Annotated in this window: 17 protein-coding genes and 1 CRISPR repeat array; of the genes, 13 read left to right on the top strand and 4 right to left on the bottom strand. The window is 64.5% G+C overall.

Features of this window, described 5'->3' with window-relative positions; translation table 11 throughout:
• Positions 1–20 precede the first annotated feature (20 nt).
• The 9 genes from hutH to cas2e all read left to right on the top strand — a co-directional run bounded on the left by hutH (position 21) and on the right by cas2e (position 10,689).
• Positions 21–1,556, top strand: a complete 1,536-nt coding sequence (gene hutH / locus ACP8ML_RS11445) for a histidine ammonia-lyase (RefSeq protein WP_117189482.1) — start codon at positions 21–23, stop codon at positions 1,554–1,556.
• A 283-nt stretch (positions 1,557–1,839) separates the two neighbouring features.
• Positions 1,840–4,629, top strand: coding sequence for a CRISPR-associated helicase Cas3' (cas3, locus tag ACP8ML_RS11450; RefSeq protein ID WP_117189483.1), 2,790 nt, complete (start codon positions 1,840–1,842; stop codon positions 4,627–4,629).
• A complete protein-coding gene (gene casA, locus ACP8ML_RS11455; protein ID WP_117189484.1) occupies positions 4,626–6,284 on the top strand; it encodes a type I-E CRISPR-associated protein Cse1/CasA in 1,659 nt (552 codons plus the stop codon). Before cas3 ends, casA begins: the two co-directional genes overlap by 4 nt.
• Positions 6,284–6,910, top strand: coding sequence for a type I-E CRISPR-associated protein Cse2/CasB (casB, locus tag ACP8ML_RS11460; protein WP_117189485.1), 627 nt, complete (start codon positions 6,284–6,286; stop codon positions 6,908–6,910). The genes casA and casB overlap by 1 nt, the downstream gene beginning before the upstream one ends.
• Positions 6,907–8,031 carry a type I-E CRISPR-associated protein Cas7/Cse4/CasC gene (gene cas7e / locus ACP8ML_RS11465; protein ID WP_117189486.1) on the top strand — a complete coding sequence of 375 codons (1,125 nt, stop codon included), beginning with the start codon at positions 6,907–6,909 and terminating at the stop codon, positions 8,029–8,031. The genes casB and cas7e overlap by 4 nt, the downstream gene beginning before the upstream one ends.
• Complete coding sequence (cas5e, locus tag ACP8ML_RS11470) at positions 8,028–8,735, top strand: type I-E CRISPR-associated protein Cas5/CasD (protein WP_065673204.1); 708 nt, start codon at positions 8,028–8,030, stop codon at positions 8,733–8,735. Before cas7e ends, cas5e begins: the two co-directional genes overlap by 4 nt.
• A complete protein-coding gene (gene cas6e / locus ACP8ML_RS11475) occupies positions 8,735–9,400 on the top strand; it encodes a type I-E CRISPR-associated protein Cas6/Cse3/CasE (protein WP_065673205.1) in 666 nt (221 codons plus the stop codon). Before cas5e ends, cas6e begins: the two co-directional genes overlap by 1 nt.
• A gap of 3 nt (positions 9,401–9,403) precedes the next feature.
• Positions 9,404–10,342 (top strand): type I-E CRISPR-associated endonuclease Cas1e, encoded by a 939-nt coding sequence (cas1e, locus tag ACP8ML_RS11480; protein WP_117189487.1) that lies wholly within the window; start codon positions 9,404–9,406, stop codon positions 10,340–10,342.
• Positions 10,343–10,344: 2 nt separating this feature from the next.
• On the top strand, positions 10,345–10,689 hold the full coding sequence (gene cas2e, locus ACP8ML_RS11485; protein ID WP_065673231.1) for a type I-E CRISPR-associated endoribonuclease Cas2e: 345 nt from the start codon (positions 10,345–10,347) through the stop codon (positions 10,687–10,689).
• A 54-nt stretch (positions 10,690–10,743) separates the two neighbouring features.
• Positions 10,744–11,749: direct repeats of the CRISPR family, unit length 29 nt; unit sequence GTCTTCCCCGCCTACGCGGGGGTGAGCCC.
• A 9-nt stretch (positions 11,750–11,758) separates the two neighbouring features.
• On the opposite strand, the gene ACP8ML_RS11490 is transcribed toward cas2e, so the two are convergent.
• Complete coding sequence (locus ACP8ML_RS11490) at positions 11,759–12,238, bottom strand: hypothetical protein (protein ID WP_117189488.1); 480 nt, start codon at positions 12,236–12,238, stop codon at positions 11,759–11,761.
• A gap of 1,418 nt (positions 12,239–13,656) precedes the next feature.
• A complete protein-coding gene (locus ACP8ML_RS11495) occupies positions 13,657–13,872 on the bottom strand; it encodes a hypothetical protein (protein WP_117189489.1) in 216 nt (71 codons plus the stop codon).
• Positions 13,873–14,050: 178 nt separating this feature from the next.
• On the opposite strand from ACP8ML_RS11495, the gene ACP8ML_RS11500 reads away from it, so the two are divergent.
• A complete protein-coding gene (locus tag ACP8ML_RS11500; protein WP_117189534.1) occupies positions 14,051–14,290 on the top strand; it encodes a hypothetical protein in 240 nt (79 codons plus the stop codon).
• Positions 14,291–14,339: 49 nt separating this feature from the next.
• Positions 14,340–15,161: a DUF929 family protein gene (locus tag ACP8ML_RS11505; RefSeq protein WP_117189490.1), complete on the top strand. Its 822-nt coding sequence runs from the start codon at positions 14,340–14,342 to the stop codon at positions 15,159–15,161.
• 125 nt (positions 15,162–15,286) lie between these two features.
• On the opposite strand, the gene ACP8ML_RS11510 is transcribed toward ACP8ML_RS11505, so the two are convergent.
• Positions 15,287–15,601 carry a hypothetical protein gene (locus ACP8ML_RS11510; protein WP_117189491.1) on the bottom strand — a complete coding sequence of 105 codons (315 nt, stop codon included), beginning with the start codon at positions 15,599–15,601 and terminating at the stop codon, positions 15,287–15,289.
• 205 nt (positions 15,602–15,806) lie between these two features.
• Here ACP8ML_RS11510 and ACP8ML_RS11515 point away from each other — a divergent pair, with 205 nt between their 5' ends.
• On the top strand, positions 15,807–16,019 hold the full coding sequence (locus ACP8ML_RS11515) for a 5'-methylthioadenosine/S-adenosylhomocysteine nucleosidase family protein (protein ID WP_065673211.1): 213 nt from the start codon (positions 15,807–15,809) through the stop codon (positions 16,017–16,019).
• Positions 16,020–16,096: 77 nt separating this feature from the next.
• Here ACP8ML_RS11515 and ACP8ML_RS11520 read toward each other — a convergent pair whose 3' ends face one another.
• The gene (locus ACP8ML_RS11520; RefSeq protein WP_063279590.1) at positions 16,097–16,447 is read right to left on the bottom strand and encodes a hypothetical protein; all 351 of its coding nucleotides are present in this window, start codon (positions 16,445–16,447) and stop codon (positions 16,097–16,099) included.
• A 744-nt stretch (positions 16,448–17,191) separates the two neighbouring features.
• Here ACP8ML_RS11520 and ACP8ML_RS11525 point away from each other — a divergent pair.
• Positions 17,192–18,028: an ABC transporter ATP-binding protein gene (locus ACP8ML_RS11525; RefSeq protein WP_117189492.1), complete on the top strand. Its 837-nt coding sequence runs from the start codon at positions 17,192–17,194 to the stop codon at positions 18,026–18,028.
• Position 18,029: the final 1 nt, after the last annotated feature.

An 18,029-nucleotide genomic window follows, 5' to 3' on the forward strand; every position in this document is an offset into this window, starting at 1 on the left:
CACGACAAGGAAGGACGACCATGAATCCAGCCACCATTGACGTCGGTGCCCCGCTCACTCCCCACGACATCATCGCCGTCGCCCGATCAGGAGCCCAGGTGACGGTCGGAGACGACGCGATGGAGCGGGTGAAGCGAGCCTCCGACCTCGTCGAGAGCCTGGCCGACGACCTCCAGCCCCACTACGGCATCTCCACCGGCTTCGGCGCCTTGGCCTCCACCCGAGTGCCCCGTGACCATCGCGTGGCCCTGCAGCACTCCCTCATTCGTTCCCACGCCGCCTCGACCGGGCCACGGGTGGAGACCGAAGTCATCCGCGCCATGATGACTCTGCGTCTCAAGACCATGGCATCTGGCCACACCGGAGTGCGCCCGGAGGTCGTCACTGCCTACGCTGACCTGCTCAACTCTGGGCTGGTGCCGATCGTCGGGGAATACGGGTCCCTTGGGTGTTCGGGCGACCTCGCCCCGCTGGCCCACTGTGCCCTCGTCCTCACCGGAGAAGGGACTGTCCTGACCCCCGACGGTGGTGAGGTCGACGCCGCCACCGGTCTTGCCCAGGTCGGGCTGAAGCCCATTTCCTTGCGCGAAAAGGAGGGGCTGGCCCTCATCAATGGCACTGACGGCATGCTCGGCCAGCTGATCATGGCCCTGGCTGACCTCGACGTCCTCGTCCCGACGGCTGACCTGGCGGCAGCGATGACCGTTCAGGCCCTGTGCGGCATCGACCGAGTTTTCGCCCCCGATCTGCAGGCCTTGCGTCCCCACCCCGGACAGGGGGTTTCAGCTGCCAACATCCTCGCCCTGTTGGAGGGGTCCGACCTCATCCAGGCCGGTCGGGAGGGCGCCGTCAAGCGCGTCCAGGATGCTTACTCGCTGCGGTGCGCCCCGCAGGTTCACGGAGCCGTGCGCGACACCATGGCCCACGCCCTTCAGGTGGCGAAAGTCGAGTTGGCCTCGGCCGTCGACAACCCGGTCATCACCGACGACATGCGCGTGGAGTCCAATGGCAACTTCCACGGTGCGCCGGTGGCATATGTGCTCGATTTCCTGGCGATTGCCGCAGCCGACCTCGCGTCGATGAGCGAGCGCCGCACTGACCGCATGCTCGATCCGACACGCAACCGCGACCTTCACCCCTTCCTCGCCGACGACCCCGGTGTCGACTCCGGTCACATGATTGCTCAATACACCCAGGCCGGCATCGTCTCGGAGATGAAGCGGCTGGCCGTCCCGGCGTCGGTGGACTCCATTCCGACATCGGCCATGCAGGAAGACCACGTCTCGATGGGATGGTCGGCCGCCCGCAAGCTGCGCCGCGGGATTGACGGTCTGGGAGCCGTCATTGGCATCGAGATCCTGACCGCCGCCAAGGCTATCCAGATGCGGAGTGTGGAGCCGTCGAAGCCGGTAGCCGACGTCATTGCTCGGATGCGCCAGACCATTCCCGGTCCCGGACCGGACCGCTTCCTTGCCCCCGAAATCGACGAAGCGCACCGCTTGGTAACTTCCGGTGAGCTCCTCGAGGTGGTGCGTCAGCAGGTGGAGGTGAGTTGACCACGCACGATTCGTGTACATGACTCCTGTAGCGTGGGGTGTGCTCTGCCCATGCAGAGGTGAGCCATTGTTGAGTTGCGTGTCGTCCGCATCTCGGATGTCCTTCCCCGCCGTTGCGGGGGTGCGCGGGCGTAGGGCAGGACGTGCTTCTGGCCCGATCCTCCCCGCCGTTGCGGGGGTCGGTGATCAACTGTGGGCGTCCTGCAGTTATTTTCCAACTTGTTCAGTTGAGTCACATTCTTATGTTAAGGTTCTTGTCAACATCAACCGCAAGGAAGCGACAATGCTCAACACGTGGTCTCCCCCAGCACGGTCCTGCTGGGGGAAGACGAACGAGGAAGCCGACTGGCTCCCCGTCGTCCAACATCTGGAGGACACCGCCGGTGTCATGGCCGAGATATGGAGCCTCCAACCGCGATCCATCCGATCACTCCTAGCCGACAGCCTTGGCGGAGAACGCGCCGCCCAAACGTTCGAATGCTTTCTAGCGGGGATCCATGACGTCGGAAAGGTCAGCGCCGACTTCGCACACAAAGCGCGGTTCCCCCGCACCAACGGAACATCAACGAGCTACCTGTGCGATCAGATGGAACGGCAGGGGTTTGTCATTGAGAAGCCGGACGCTTCCATCCCCCACGGCGCCCTGGGACAGGCTCACGTCACTAGCTGGTTGGTGAATCGCTACCCTGATGCACCCAAGGCACGCCGTCACGCTCGCAACATCGCCTCCATCATCGGAGGACACCACGGGTCAAATCCCACGGCCGCGGACATGGAGAAATTCAAGCTGTCCCTGGATCGCGAGGACCGCCTCTGGAAGACCACCCGCGACGAGATCCTCGACACTGCAGCCGCGCATACCGGTGCCGAGAAATTCTTACCCAGCTGGATGAGCACCCCGATCCCCATCCAGACGCAGGTGATCTCCGAGGCGCTCGTCATAGTCGCTGACTGGATCGCCAGTTCGGAATCACTGTTTCCCTACGATCTCACGACACCGACACCGGATCGAGTCCGACGAGCCATCACCAGGCTGCAGCTCCCTCGCCCCTGGCAGCCCTACCCCTGCCCCAACTCCGTGAACGAGCTGTTCCACACCAGCTTCCCTTCCCTCGTCCACGGAGAACCCAACGCCATGCAGCGTGCAGCAGTCGAAGCCGCATCCTCGATGGTGGAGCCCGGCCTGCTCATCATCGAAGCCCCCATGGGGCAGGGCAAGACTGAAGCAGCTCTCATGTGCGCCCATGTACTCGCCGACAAATTCGGGCTCGGCGGCATCTTCTTTGGTCTGCCGACGATGGCCACATCCAATCCCATGTTCGGTCGCGTCCGGGAATGGCTGGACGCCGTACCAGCTGAGGACCAATCCAGCATCACTTTGGCCCACTCGAAGGCCGGGCTCAACGATGACTACCAGCAGCTCATGCCCTGGAATGCGTCGATGGCCGTCTATGACGAGGGCACCTCACAGCGCGAAGCCTCGGCGATCGTCCACGAGTGGTTCCTCGGCCGAAAACGCGCGATCCTGGCCGATCACGTCATCGGCACCATCGACCAGGCGTTGTTCACCGGACTCAAGGCCAAGCACGTCGTCCTGCGCCACCTCGGTCTGGCGAGCAAGGTCGTGATCATCGACGAGGTCCACGCCGCTGACGTCTACATGCGCGAGTACCTCAAAGTCGTCCTCGAGTGGCTCGGCGCCTACCGCACGCCCGTCATCCTCATGTCCGCAACCCTACCGCCCGCCCAGCGCGAGGAACTTGCTCTGGCCTACGCCAAAGGGCGCCATGGAAAGCGTGCCACCATGGCGCTGCCCACCTCAGACGAGTACCCGCTCATGACCTGCGTCACCGACGACATCACCCAACGCGGCACATCGGTCACGGCCCCGGCGCGCGGCATCACCGTCGAGACGATGACCGACTCCCTCGACGATCTCGCGGCTCGGCTCGAGGAGCAGACGTCCGAGGGCGGCTGCGTCGGGATCATCCGCGACACCGTTGCACGAGCCCAGGAGACCTTCGACGTACTCCGGCAGCGTCTCGACTGCGAGGTCGTCCTCGTTCATTCCAGGTTCGTCGCACCACAGCGTGCCCGTCGGGAGTCCGACCTCGTCAGGCGTCTTGGACGCTCTGACCAGACCCGTCCTCATCGCATCGTCGTCGTCGGTACCCAGGTGCTCGAGCAGTCCCTCGACGTTGACTTCGATCTGCTCGTCAGCGACATCGCGCCCATGGACCTCCTCCTCCAGCGCATCGGTCGATTGCACCGACACGACCGCGCACGTCCGCCCCGACTTCGTGACGCCGTCTGTCTGGTCACCGGCGTCGACAGCTGGGATGACGCCGGTCCGAGATTCAGCCGTGGAGTCGACCTTGTCTACGAACCGGACGCCCTCATGCGCACCGCGGCCCTCCTCGACGATCTGCTGCCCGGTGGGATCTCAATCCCGCAGGACATCCCTCGACTCGTCCGACAGGCCTATCAGGAGCCCTTCCCTTGGCCTGATGCCTGGACGGCCGGGGGCGAGAAGGCCGCACTCGATGCCAGGTCGAATCGTCAGTTGGCAGCGACTCGCGCCATGGCCTTCCGTCTGGCCGATCCATTCGGCGCATCGAGCCTCATGAAGGGGCTCACCGACATGGCTTCCTCCGATCCCGAGAACACCCGCGGCCACGCGTCAGTGCGCGACTCCGAGGATTCCATCGAGGTCATTGTCGTCCAGCAGTCGGGCTCCGGACATCGGCTGCTCGACGACATCGGGGAATACTCCGGAACAGAGCTGCCGCTGTTCGGTGCCCCTGACGGCGATCTGGCCCGAGCCGTCGCATCGTGCACCGTCACCCTTCCCCGGTCACTGTCGAACCCATGGGACATCGACAGGACCATCGCCGAGCTGGAGGCCGCGCCGATCGACCTCAGCTCATGGCAGACATCCCCGTGGCTTCGGGGACAACTCGTCCTCGTCCTCGACGTCCATGGCAATTCCACATTGTTGGGACATCCACTCCACTACGATCGCGATCAGGGGCTCATCGTCGAGCCCCTTCCCCAGAACGGAGCACCGGTATGACGAGCGCCTTCAACCTCATCGACGAGCCATGGATCGCGGTGCGACGCCCGGACAACGTCGTCATCGAGGTGTCGATCCGCGACGCCTTCCACCAAGCGAGCAGTCTTCGCGGCCTGGCCGGGGAGATCCCCACCCAGGAGGCCGCCGTCCTGCGCCTCCTCCTCGCCATCGCCATCCGGGCCACCGCTGAGTACCGCAGTGACGACGAGAAGATCGACGACTGGGCGCAGTGGTGGGAGTCCGGGCTACCACTGCACGAGATCGACGAATATCTGGACCGCTGTCACGATCGATTCTTTCTCGTCGACGGCCACACGCCCTTCATGCAAGTCGCTGATCTGCACACCAGCAAAGGAGGGTATTCAGGCCTGACCAAGATCATCAGCGAGGTGCCGCCGAACGACAAGTTCTTCACGACAAGGGATGGTGCCGGTATCTCGTCGTTGGGTTTTGCCGAGGCCGCCCGGTGGCTCGTCCATGCCCAGGCCTTCGACATCTCGGGCATCAAGTCGGGGGCTGTCGGCGATCCGCGTGTCAAGGGTGGCAGGGGGTTCCCCATCGGGACGGGCATCAGTGGTCCCATGGGCATCGTCGTCATCGAAGGCACCAGTCTTGCCGAGACGATCCTGCTCAATCTCTTCCTCGAGGACGATCCGCAGGCCGATGTCCCGGTCTGGGAGCGTCCACCGCAGACGGCAGCCCCCGACGCCGAGCACCCGGTTCCCACCGGATGCGCCGATCTCTTCACCTGGCAGAGCCGGCGCGTGCGTCTCATCACCGAGGCGGACCACGTCGTCGACGTCCTCCTGTGCAACGGCGACAAGGTCGGATGGAAGTATCTGTTACACAAGGACCCGTCGACCGCGTGGCGCTTCAGCGCACCCCAGACGAAGGCGGCCGGGGAGATCGTGTACATGCCCCGCAGCCACGACTCCACCAAGGCCATGTGGCGCGGACTGGAGCCTTTACTGGCGCACGAACCATCACCCGAAGACAGGCGCAGGAAGAAGGCCGGAGAGCCCGACAGGGCGTGGCTACGGCCGGAGATTCTCGAGCAACTCGCAACCCTCACCAGCGATGGCGCCCTGCCTGACGATCATCTCATTCGCATGCGGACCATCGGCATGGAATATGGATCACAAAGCTCAGTGGTGTCGACGACGATCGATGACTCCCTGCCGACGTCCTTGGCGGTCATCGCCAACGAGCAGCTGGGACGGCTCGCCGTCGGCTGCGCACATACCGCCGAGTCCCTGGTGTTCGCCTTGCAGAACCTCGCTTCCGATCTGGCTACCGCGACCGGCGACGAGTCGGAGGGGGTCCGTCCCCGAGCTGCCGAAGCCGGTTTCTCGGCCCTCGACCCCGCCTACCGGGAGTGGTTCAGTCGCCTCACGGGCACCACCGACGTCGATGCCGCGACTCTGGCATGGCGCCGGAGGGCACGGCGGATCGTGCGCGAGGTGGGCCTCCAGCTTTGCCGCGACGCCGGGTCGGCAGCCCTCACCGGACGCATGGTCCCGGTGCCCAACACCGAGCGACACGACCTCATGGACCTCGCCCGCGCCTGGCAGCGATTCCTCTCCCGGATGCGCGCCAGCGCCCCCCTATCTGACGATCCTCAACGCGACACCAAGTCATCCTCGAAGGAGCAGTGATGCCAGAACCATGGAATGACGTCAGCGCAGCGACGCTTGGCGCCGTCACCCACCTGCAACGGGGCTATCTCGCCACGCCGCGCGATCCGTGGGCGGTACGGACTCTGGCAGCCCTGCGCCATGCCGATGTGACTCGGCCGGGAACCGACCCGAATCTCTGGGAGGTGACCCTGGGCCACCTTCCGGACGATCTGGTGGGCCACGGGGCATCGCCGGCGACGTACGCCGAACGAGCCGTCCACGCCGCCGTCGTCCTCTACGCCATCCATCAGCAGTCCCGGCCCGGGCCGATGCACGCCACCGGCATCGGATTGGGCCAGGCGGCTCGGATGCTCTCGGCGCGACGCTCGACGAGCACCGAGTGGGACCCCGGCACGGTCTCCCGGTTCCAGCACCTGTGCCGCGCCCAGCAGTGGGCCATCCGCCTCGAAAACATCCGAGGGCTCGTCACTCTCATGCGATCCGAGGACGTCCCGCTCGACTACGGCCGACTCGCCGCCGACCTGTGGCGACTGCAGACCTCGGCATCCGACCGCGTCCTCCTAGCTTGGGGACGCCAGCTCCACCACCTCCCATCCGACGCCCCAACCACCACCGAGAGCACAAACCGAGGAGAATCCCAATGAGTTCGTACTACGTCGACATCCACGTCCTTCAGAGCGTCCCGCCGTCCAACGTCAACCGCGACGACACCGGGGCGCCGAAATCAGCTCTGTACGGCGGGGTCCGTCGGGCCAGGATCAGCTCACAGGCATGGAAGAAGGCCGTGCGAACGTCCTTCAAGGACTTCCTGCCCGCTTCCCAGACCGGCGCGCGGACACTGCGCGTCGTCGAACTGCTCATGAACCGCCTCACCGCCGATCCCTACCGACTGGCGCAGGAGGATGCTCGACAGAAGGCCCTCGCGGTCGTCAAGGCGCTCGGTCTCAAGGCCGACAAACCTCGAGTGAAGGACGGCTCGGGCCACGAGGGCGTCGAGCGCACCCAGTACCTCGTCTTCTACTCCAACCAGCAGCTCGATCGCCTGGCGCAGCTCGCGGCGACCTCGGAGGGCAAGATCCCCAGTTCCGACGCCAAGAAGGCCGCCGATTCCGATCATGGGATCGAGGTCGCGTTGTTCGGTCGCATGGTCGCCGATTCCAAAGACCTCAACGTCGACTCGGCCGTGCAGGTCGCCCACGCGCTGAGCACCCACGCCGTCGAGATCGAGTCCGATTACTTCACCGCCGTCGACGACTACAAGCTCGATGAGGACGACGCCGGAGTCGGCATGATCGGAACCGTCGAGTTCACCTCCGAGACCCTCTACCGGTTCGCCACGGTGGCTGTCTCGACCCTCGAGGACAACCTGGGAGACGTTGATCTCACCGCCGACGCCGCCGCCGCGTTCGTCCGCGGGTTCGTCGTGTCGATGCCAACCGGCAAGCAGAACACCTTCGCCAACAACACCCTGCCCGACGCCGTCGTCGTCCAGATCCGCAAGGGCCGGTCGTCCAGCTTCGTCGGGGCGTTCGAGGACGCCATCACGTCGACCACAGGTGGTTTCGTCGAGGCATCGTGCAAGGCGCTGGCCAGCTATGCGCACGACTGCGAGGAAGCCTTCCTCGGGGCACCAGTGGCCTCCTTCGTCACCCGGGTCGGCACGCGTACCGAGGCTGTCAGCGACATGGGCACTGCCATGCCCATCGACGAGCTCGTCTCGTCGGTGAGAGACCAGGTCGCCACCGTCCTGCGAGCGCAATCGTGACCGTCCTGCTGTTGCGGCTCGCCGGGCCCTTGCAGTCCTGGGGAGACTCGAGCCGATTCACGACTCGTGCGACGCGCCGCGAACCGACGAAATCCGGTGTCATCGGGCTGCTGGCGGCGGCGCAGGGGCGACGTCGTACCGACAGCATCGAGGACCTTCTCACGCTTCGGTTCGGCGTACGCACCGACCAGCCAGGCTCAGTCGTCCGTGACTTCCAGACGGCCATGGACTGGGCGCACCCCAAGAAGGACGGCAGCGTCAACGCCATGCCCCTGTCGAACCGCTACTACCTGGCCGACGCCGTCTTCGTCGCAGCGGTCGGGGGAGATCGGTCGCTGCTCGAGGCCCTCGACGAGGCCATCGGAGAACCGGCGTTCCCCCTGTATCTGGGCCGCCGCGCATGTCCCACGGAGGGACAGGTGTCCTTGGGTATCCGCGACGACGAGATGCTGTCTGCCTTGGAGACCGAACCGTGGCATGCCAAGCCCTGGCATCGACGCCGTTTGGGCCGCTCGGTGCACCTGCCCATCGCCTACGACGCCGCCCCCGGCCAGCTCGGAGACACCGTCCGAGACCTTCCGCTGAGCTTCAACCCGGAGCGGCGCGAGTACGGGTGGCGCGACGTCGCCTCGACGACTGTCGTCGTCGACAACCCCGACGGCAACGACGAGCCCGACTGGTTCGCGGGCCTGGAAGGAGAGTGATGTTTCTCACCCAGTTCGACGTCAACGTCGCCCGCCGCGACGCCGTGCGTCTGTTGGCATCTCCGGAGCGACTCCATGCTGCGGTGCTGAGCTCGTTCCCGCCTGGCCAGTCGACGTCCGACGGAGGCCGAACCCTGTGGCGACTGGACCGTGGGCCGACTCCCCATGAGGCGAAACTCATGATCGTCAGCCCGCTGAGACCTGACCTCACCGTGCTCAACGAGCAGGCCGGATGGTCGACGGGGGTGTCGGGTCGGTCGGCCGACTACGATCCCTTCCTGCGGGGTCTCCGGCCCGGCTCCGCCTGGCGATTCAGGTGCGCGGTCAACCCGACGACCGCAGTGCGCAGGACAGCCGGGTCACGCGGCCAGCGAGTTGCAGAGGTGACGGCCGAGCAGCAACTGGCTTGGTTCCTCGGTCGTGCCGAACGCCACGGACTGTCAGTGCCCGTCACCCCTGACGGGACGCCGTCCGCGCGCGTGACCCGTCGGGAGGTCCTGAGATTCCGTCGTCGGGGATCCATGGTGACGCTGGCGGTGACACAGGTGGACGGCGTCATCCATGTGGCTGACGCCGATGCCGCCCGTGGGGCGCTGACCTGCGGGATTGGTCCGGCCAAGGGATACGGCTGTGGCCTCATGACCCTGGCACCGGTCGTGAGTTGAGCGATGGGCAAATCGATCCCGGGCGCACGGCCAGCCGAGGTCCAGGAGTTGGCGCGCGCCCAGGATCGGCTCAGCTTCATCTACATGGAGCATTGCATCGTCAACCGCGACTCGAATGCCATCACGGCGTCGAATCAGCAGGGCACCGTGCATGTTCCGGCGTCCATGATCGGAGCGCTGTTGTTGGGCCCGGGAACGAACGTCACCCACCAGGCGATGGTGCTGCTGGCCGAGTCTGGCGCGACGACGCTGTGGGTCGGCGAACACGGAGTCCGGTATTACGCCCATGGCCGACCACTGGCCCGGACGACCCGACTACTCGACCTGCAGGCCGAAGCCGTCACCGACCGCACGAAGCGGCTTGCGGTCGCTCGGCGCATGTACGAGATGCGGTTTCCCGACGACGTGGCGACGGGCCTGACCCTGCAACAACTGCGCGGACATGAAGGGGCCCGAGTTCGGCAGGCCTACCGGGATGCGGCCATCCGATTCGGCGTCGACTGGGACAAACGCAGCTACAAGGTGGAGGATTTCGAGTCGTCCGACCCGGCGAACCAGGCTCTCACCGCAGCGACGACCTGCCTCTACGGAGTCGTCCATTCCGTCATCGCGGCGCTGGGGCTGTCCCCCGGGCTCGGGTTTGTGCACACGGGCCATGATCGGTCGCTCGTCTATGACGTCGCCGATCTGTACAAGACGTCGCTGGCGGTACCAGTCGCGTTCGAATGTGCAGCGAACGGGGACGTTGACGACATCCCTGGCGCGACGCGACGAGCCATGCGCGACGCCATTCACGAGTCGAAGCTCCTGAGCAGGTGCGTGGAAGACATCCATACCCTTCTCGACGCTCCGGGAGATCCCGATGACGGATACGGGTGGGACGTCGTCGACCTGTGGGACGACCGCGTGGGTACGGTCGCCTCAGGGAGATCGTGGGCATAGCCGTGGTCGTGCTCGTCCTCACTGCCTGCCCTGCAGGGCTGCGCGGTCATCTCACGCGGTGGCTGCTCGAGATCAGTCCCGGCGTGTTCGTCGGGCATGTTCCTGCACGGATCAGGGATGCCCTCTGGAGCCGAGTCGTTGAAATGTGCCACGACGGGCGGGCGATCCTCGTGTATTCGGTGCGCGGCGAGCAGCACTTCGAGTTCCGCGTGCATCGACATGACTGGGACGTCGTCGACTTCGACGGGCTGAAACTCATGCAGAGGCCAAACAATAGGGCACACACCTCGACACTGCGGCCAGGATGGAGCTCAGCCGCGCGGCGACGTAGGACGGCCAAGCGCTAGATCGAGTACACTTGTATCTAGGCAAAGCTCCTGCATCAGCCGTAGTCGGCTGGTGTCTTCCCCGCCTACGCGGGGGTGAGCCCAGGAGGAACCAAGAAGGCCTGTCCGGCCGTGAGTCTTCCCCGCCTACGCGGGGGTGAGCCCCACCACCGACCTAGTCAGCAACGGGCTACGCCGTCTTCCCCGCCTACGCGGGGGTGAGCCCGAGGGCGGCGCGGTCAACCCCGAGGCCACCGAGTCTTCCCCGCCTACGCGGGGGTGAGCCCCATATTTGCATCCCCGAGGTGAGGTCATATCAGTCTTCCCCGCCTACGCGGGGGTGAGCCCCGGTCCACTGAGGAGGCGTCACCGGCGTGCGCGTCTTCCCCGCCTACGCGGGGGTGAGCCCTCTGTCTTTGAGAGTGAGGGCAGTCTTCCCCTGTCTTCCCCGCCTACGCGGGGGTGAGCCCGCGCAAGAAGCTCGATCATTCGATCGATGGCCGTCTTCCCCGCCTACGCGGGGGTGAGCCCCACGGGCGCGCCTGGGTAGTGCGCATTGAGGAGTCTTCCCCGCCTACGCGGGGGTGAGCCCTCGACGGCGCCCAACGAGGTAGCCACTGACAGGTCTTCCCCGCCTACGCGGGGGTGAGCCCAGGGCGGTCACGAACGAGAACGCTTCGGTGGTGTCTTCCCCGCCTACGCGGGGGTGAGCCCCCACACCCCCGTCACCGACTGACCCGACACGAGGTCTTCCCCGCCTACGCGGGGGTGAGCCCACCTGGATTTCTGCGGTGCGGGCTGAGGTGGCGTCTTCCCCGCCTACGCGGGGGTGAGCCCTCGACCGCTCCACGCTCGACGCTGGCACGCTCGTCTTCCCCGCCTACGCGGGGGTGAGCCCTACGGCATATCACTCGACGAAGCCACGTTCACGTCTTCCCCGCCTACGCGGGGGTGAGCCCCTTGGCTGCCATGGGCGTGGAATCCCAAATCCGTCTTCCCCGCCTACGCGGGGGTGAGCCGTCCAGCACCTCCTCGGGGGTGTAGCCGACACCGTCTTCCCCGCCTACGCGGGGGTGAGCCGTCCGGCAGGTCATAGCACCCCGCGCTCCTTGAGCCGTTGATGAATCCTCACCTGGCGCTCGACTTCCTCGTCCTCAGCCCACTGGGCATCTCTCCTGTCGAGAGCACGGGTCGACGACACCCAACACGCCCACGAGACGATGGCGGCGACCACGCCACCACCGGCCCACATGAAGACGTCATATTTGCCGCCATGACGCCACTCGGCCCAGTGATTCTTCGACAAGATCACTGTCTGAATCGACGCCCACCCAAGACACCCCGCAGCCACGAGCGCAGATACGGCATACGTCAGCTCTACAAGGCATTGACGTATCGTCATACTGCCGCGCACCACGGCCACAAAAGAACCACCGATGGACACCAGCAACGACCCAACCCGCCTGATCGCCGACACCACCAGCCCCACCACCAGCACTGGGGAGATCAAAATAAACATGAGGGCGACGATCCCGCCAATAACCAGCAACGCTAGTTGCGTACCAGACATAATTTCTCCTTTTCCTCCCCGCCATAATTAATCTTAGAAGTGATGCTACGGGGAAGGTGAGCGTTGTGGTGGACCCTGTTTGGGTAGTTGGTCTTCCCCGCCTACGCGGGGGCGAGCCTCACGGTCTATCGGGATCGGATTCTTGAAGAATGCCTTCCCCGCCTACGCGGGGGTGAGCCCCATCGCCAAGCTGAATGGAGAGCGAGCATGAGCACCACCCCTGCCGGGTTCGACTTCGACGCTCTGGCCGAGTGGGCTGAGAGTGACGAGGCGACCCACACCCCGCAGACCAGCCCCGTGTTCCGGGGCGAGGACGCCGCGCGCGCCAGCCGCGCATTCCTCGGCCGAGGACGGCCCACCCGTCTTCCCCGCCTACGCGGGGGTGAGCCGAACTCTCACCTGCTGTTCTGGCGCACAACCGACAAGCCCTCGCCATCGCCCGCACCGAACGCGACATCCGCGCCGACCTGTCCGACCTCAAAAAAGCCGCCCACGCAGCCCAGACAGTCGACCAACGACGCACAGACGCCATCGCAGCCGCGATCAACGCAGGACAACACAACCGCCAACCCGCGCCCACACACCGCCTCGCCCGGCACCTGTGACACACCAGCACACACACAAAAAGGACCCCTCCACTCTCGGAGAGGCCCGATATAATAAGGATCCCCCGGCTTCGGTCCGCATCACGCTGGACATCCCACCGGGGGCCGTGTGGGCAATCCGCAGACTCCCACTCCGTTGTTCCTACACATCGATATAGCTACCCAGGTACGCCATTGTCAAGCGACCGACGAGACTCACATAAGATCCCCGGGTAGACAGGACCTGTGCCTCACCTTACCGGAAACAGGAAGAAGTCAATGAACCAACCACTGTCATGGAGTCTGGAAGACTACGAGGCGGCCGCCCTCTGTGAAAACCGTCCCGGACTCGTGGCGTTTATCGACGAACCCTACCGCACCATCCCTCATGTGGGATCGGTCTGTCTTCCCCGCCTACGGGGGTGAGCCGACTACGCCAAGACTGTCGCGACAGCTTCCACGTCGGGCCTATCCTCCCCGAGTCACAGCGCACGCCCTCCCACTGGGTACACGACAGGCCACCGCGCCTCGACGAGTGGAACAAGCTCGCCGACACCCAGACATGGCACACCAGACTCGAAGCGACCTGATACAACCTCAGCGGAGATGCGCCTACTAGAGCCGAAGCCGTGTTTCTGGAGCGCATGAGCCGCATCGGCGTCACCGTCTGAGGTACCTCCCCAAAGGCGAGCGTCGCCCTGGCGGCGTCACGCTCCCATCCAGCGATGTCTGGTGGCGTGGGCACGCCTTCGAGCTCAAATCACCGAAGCCAGACAAGCCCGGCGGTGGCATTGTCAGCATGATCAGCAAGGACCAAGCCAAGGCGTGGAGGAATCATGGCGTGAGATCGTGGACCTCGGAAACCGGGAGTTCACCGGCGAACTCGGTGCCCTTCTGGGCTCCTACAACCTTGGTCCAAGACACCTGCCGCTGGATGAGCTGTGGGTTCACAGCCGGGGAGTCCTCCATCAGATCCCGCTTCGGGCACGTAAAAAGCCGGGGAAACTCCTTGGACTCCCAAGGCTCCCCGGCCAGTTCTGACTGTACCACAGGCCACCCTCGCCGTCTTCCCCGCCTACGCGGAGGTGAGCCGTTTCGGATGCTTGACAGGTCGGAGCTGATATCGTCTTCCCCGTCTACGCGGGGTTGAGCCGGGGTTTCTCACTCAGATGAGGAGGGCGAAATGAGTGAGTTTGTTGCCGACAATGGTGTTCGAGTGACCGACGAGATGGTTCGCCAGTGGGCAAGTGAAGCCGAGTCGGGTTTTGAGGGGTTGCAGGTCGAGCCGTTCGAGGGCCGAGCTTGGGAGGACGTGGAGACTGAGCCCCTGGAACCTCGCACGATCCGGGTCAGTGCCAGCGTGTGGAGGCTGATCGAACGGGATGCGTCTCGGCAGGGCATGACCGTATCCGCGTGGACCCGTCAAGCGCTCACCCGCGAGGTCACCCAGACCCTCAACGCCGGCTAAGGATTCACGATGCGGAGACGCTTGGAGTCGTTGTGGGACTGATAAATTTATGAGCAAACGAGACGTTCTTCGTAGGGAACAAGAGCGCGAATCACTCAAGATGAAGCGCCGTAAGATCACCTATGTCGCCGTGGGTGTACTGGCCCTCTCCCTTATTATCGTTGGCACGGTACTTGCTATTAATAAGTCCCGCCAGGGTCCCGCTATAGAGACTTCCCAGGGTACGATCTCCAAGGCGATTGTCTCCATCCCTAAAAGCGTTTATGACAAGGTTGGCCCCGGTTCTTCGGAGCTTCAGGTCACCAAGACTGGGAATAAACCTGACAGAGACGGCAAGGTAAAGCTCTTCTATGTAGGGTCAGAATTCTGTCCCTTCTGCGCGATGGAAAGGCTCCCTCTCGCGGCAGCTTTGTCTCGATTCGGAACCTTCAGCGGGCTAGAAGACACCCTGTCAAGCCCGACAGAAAAGGAGCTTTCCAACATTCCTACGATTACTTTTAGGAACTACAAGTACAGCAGCAAGTATGTTGACTTGGATGCCTATGAGTTAGCCGATAGAGAAGGTCGACAAATAGCGAGCTTGCCGGAATCTAAGAAAAATATCTTTAGCAAGTATAACCCAGAAGGAGGCATCCCCTTCGCCTACTGGGGCGACATCACCACATCGAATCCCAGCTACACGCCTTGGATGGCGAGGGAAGATCCGAAAAACGTGGTAAAAGCTCTTTCTAATCCAAATTCAAAAGAAGCGCAAGCGATCGTAGGAGGGGCGAATCTCTTCACTGCCGAGATTTGCTCCAGGACTGGTAGCAAACCTACGAACGTCTGCACGTCGCCTGGCGTGAAGGCAGCAGCCAAAAAACTGAAGTGACTCGCAACCTTGGTCTAGGCGCAGAGCAAGGCAAAACCCCTCCTGAGCAAGTCCAGTTCAGGAGGGGTCTCTGTGAGTGCAGGCTTGAGGTTGAGGGGGTGTGGCTCAGGCCGTGACCCCATCGCCTACGCGGTGGTTTTGATCGGGTCGAGTCTGGAGCTGGTCAGGGAGGGCGTCAGTAGTGCCTCGGGCATATGGGTGACTTTGAGGGCGTCCAGGGCGGCGCGGTCGTCGGCGCTGATGTGGGTCTGTGCGTGGTTGCGTCCGGCTGTCGTAGCGAGTCGGCTGCTGGTCACGTCGGTGCCGACGGCGCCGCACACGGGGCATTCCCACCGCACGCCAGTGCCGGAAGGTATAACCACCGCGTCGAGCACTTTGCCGTCCAGGTACTCGCGGCGGAGGCGAGCCCACGCTTTCTTCAGATCGCCGTAAGTACTCATTCAAATCCTGGCGGCATAGGGCCGCGAGGCTTCCTCGGTTTCCCTCGCCCAATCCTTGCGGGCACGTCTTCCCCGCCTACGCGGGGATGAGCCTTTCGTCGCGCTAGGTGCATCTTTCAGAATCGGGGCTTCCCCGCCTACGCGGCGTGGACGTGGGGCCCTTCGCCTCGGGTGACGTCTTCATGCAGGGCGACCGACTCATGCCATGCTGACCGATTGCCCCGATGCGGTCGCCGTTGACATGGAATCGACGGCGATCGCTCAGGTCTGCCGCTCCCTTGATGTCGGCTTCGCATCGATCCGCGGCATCTCCGACCTGTGCGGGCCGGCTGCCAACGAGGAGCACCCTGAACGCGTCGAGGGTGCGAGTGAGCGCGCCGCCAGCATTGTGGTGGAGCTCTTGGAGACCGAGTCCTGACAGAGGACGCAGCCAGGGCCGACGGCACCACGAGAGCCGCGCACCTGGCGGCACGCGGCTCTCGCCCTCCTGGCGCCTCAGCCCTGCTGGGTGAGCTGCTTCACCCACTGGTGGACGTTGGCGATGTCCTCGGCATCGCCCCCGTCTGCACCGGCGATGCCGAGGAAGCCGACGACCTCGTCACCACGCATGAGCGGGGCACCGGCGTCGGACTTCTGCAACTCCATGCCCTGGGGCGCGGAGAACCAACTGATCCAGTGACCATGGCCCTCGACGGTGGCCTCGGCACGGCCCACTGATGCCAAGTGGCCCGCACCACGCGGGCCATTGAAGGCGACGACGCTGAGCTTCTCACCCTCGCGCGGGGCCTGTGGGCTGAGCTTCGCCACCGGAGTGTCCTTGACCGGGGTGGCCAAGTGAATCAACATGGCCTGGCTCTTGGACGGATCATTGGGGGTGAAGTAGTGGCGCTCGGTGATCGCGGTCCGATGACCGGATCCGTCGACGACCTCGGTGCTCTTCCCGCACCGAGCAGTGTCGAACCAGGTCAGCGCCCATTCGGGGCAACCAGGACCGCGCTGCAGCGGTGCTCACCATCGAGCGCACTCAGCGCGACGATGCCCGGGTTGGTAGTGGACTCACCGCCGGTCGCCGCCTGGGCCACCCCACCACCCAGGGGCAGCGAGAGGGCACCGACGACGGGGAGGAACTTACGGATGGACAGACATCCTTTCTTATTGAGAATGATTCTCCGTAGTATTCAGCTATGGATCCCCAGCCAAGTCAAGTGCCCAGCACGTGCTCTGGACAGGTCCTCAGAGCTTCAGGTTGTCCGACAGTTCCAGCGCGTAGCGCACCAGCTCAACCGGATGCCCGACCCGCCTTGGCGATCTCGTACTTCTCCTTCTTGAGGCCATAGGCGCCCGCGGTGCCCCAGTAGCCACTGGACGAGCGCAGTGGCATCCTCGGTGATGACGAGCAGACCCAGAATGGTGTCACTCACCCGGTTGCGGGAATCGACCTAGTGCACTCCCCGCTCTCGCCGATAGTGACAGCGTTGATGGGAGCGTGAACACGGAGATGTGCGGGCTCATCGTGGCACACGTATACACTGTGATCTGACGTCACTCCGCGTCATTCATCCAGTATTCATCCAGTCACAGGAGACCGTCATGGCGCCGACCGCCGCTGCCGCCGATGAACTCGTCAAGACTTACGGAACCGGAGATGCCGTCGTCAAGGCCCTCGACGGGGTGAGCGTCACCGTCGAGGCCGGTGCCCTCACCGCAGTCATGGGTCCGTCGGGATCGGGCAAATCGACGCTCATGCACTGCATGGCCGGGCTCGACCGCCCCACCTCAGGCCGCGCCTTCATCGGCCAGACCGATGTCGCCACCCTCACCGACAGGAAGCTGACGCTGCTGCGACGTGAACGGGTCGGATTCATCTTCCAGCAGTTCAACCTCGTGCCAACCCTCACGGCCCGCGAGAACATCCTCCTGCCCCTGGCCATCGCCGGACGCAAGCCCAACCCGCAGTGGTGGGACACCGTCATCGACGTCGTCGGACTGGCCGACCGGCTCGACCACAAGCCCTCCGAGCTGTCAGGTGGGCAGCAGCAGCGCGTCGCCTGTGCGCGCGCCCTCGTGGGCCGACCCGAGATCATCTTCGCCGACGAGCCCACCGGCAATCTGGACTCCATGAGTGCCACCGAGGTGCTCGGCTTCCTGCGCCGGTCGGTCGACGAGTTCGGCCAGACCATCGTCATGGTCACCCACGACCCCGTCTCGGCCTCGTATGCCGACCGGGCGCTGTTCCTTGCCGACGGGCGCATCGTCGACGACATCTGTCATCCCACCCATGACGCCGTGCTCACGACGATGAGCCGCCTGGACCCGCGCCGCAACCCGTCGATCGACTCCGGGCCGGACGACGGCCCGTCCCCGCATCGGGCGAAGACAACCGGTGGCGAGCACGTGCCGGCCGCCCGCCGTGTCGAAAGGCCCTGAA

It is taken from the genome of Cutibacterium sp. LaCa_255, from assembly GCF_057458005.1.

Bases quoted from the DNA above. Each gene is read 5' to 3' on its own strand.
- hutH (WP_117189482.1), top strand. From the start codon at position 21: ATGAATCCAGCCACCATTGACGTCGGTGCCCCGCTCACTCCCCACGAC.
- ACP8ML_RS11510 (WP_117189491.1), bottom strand. From the start codon at position 15,601: ATGAGTACTTACGGCGATCTGAAGAAAGCGTGGGCTCGCCTCCGCCGC.
- cas7e (WP_117189486.1), top strand. From the start codon at position 6,907: ATGAGTTCGTACTACGTCGACATCCACGTCCTTCAGAGCGTCCCGCCG.
- casB (WP_117189485.1), top strand. From the start codon at position 6,284: ATGCCAGAACCATGGAATGACGTCAGCGCAGCGACGCTTGGCGCCGTC.
- cas1e (WP_117189487.1), top strand. From the start codon at position 9,404: ATGGGCAAATCGATCCCGGGCGCACGGCCAGCCGAGGTCCAGGAGTTG.
- casA (WP_117189484.1), top strand. From the start codon at position 4,626: ATGACGAGCGCCTTCAACCTCATCGACGAGCCATGGATCGCGGTGCGA.
- cas6e (WP_065673205.1), top strand. From the start codon at position 8,735: ATGTTTCTCACCCAGTTCGACGTCAACGTCGCCCGCCGCGACGCCGTG.
- cas3 (WP_117189483.1), top strand. From the start codon at position 1,840: ATGCTCAACACGTGGTCTCCCCCAGCACGGTCCTGCTGGGGGAAGACG.
- ACP8ML_RS11515 (WP_065673211.1), top strand. From the start codon at position 15,807: ATGCTGACCGATTGCCCCGATGCGGTCGCCGTTGACATGGAATCGACG.
- ACP8ML_RS11525 (WP_117189492.1), top strand. From the start codon at position 17,192: ATGGCGCCGACCGCCGCTGCCGCCGATGAACTCGTCAAGACTTACGGA.
- ACP8ML_RS11505 (WP_117189490.1), top strand. From the start codon at position 14,340: ATGAGCAAACGAGACGTTCTTCGTAGGGAACAAGAGCGCGAATCACTC.
- ACP8ML_RS11520 (WP_063279590.1), bottom strand. From the start codon at position 16,447: ATGTTGATTCACTTGGCCACCCCGGTCAAGGACACTCCGGTGGCGAAG.
- ACP8ML_RS11490 (WP_117189488.1), bottom strand. From the start codon at position 12,238: ATGTCTGGTACGCAACTAGCGTTGCTGGTTATTGGCGGGATCGTCGCC.
- ACP8ML_RS11500 (WP_117189534.1), top strand. From the start codon at position 14,051: ATGGTTCGCCAGTGGGCAAGTGAAGCCGAGTCGGGTTTTGAGGGGTTG.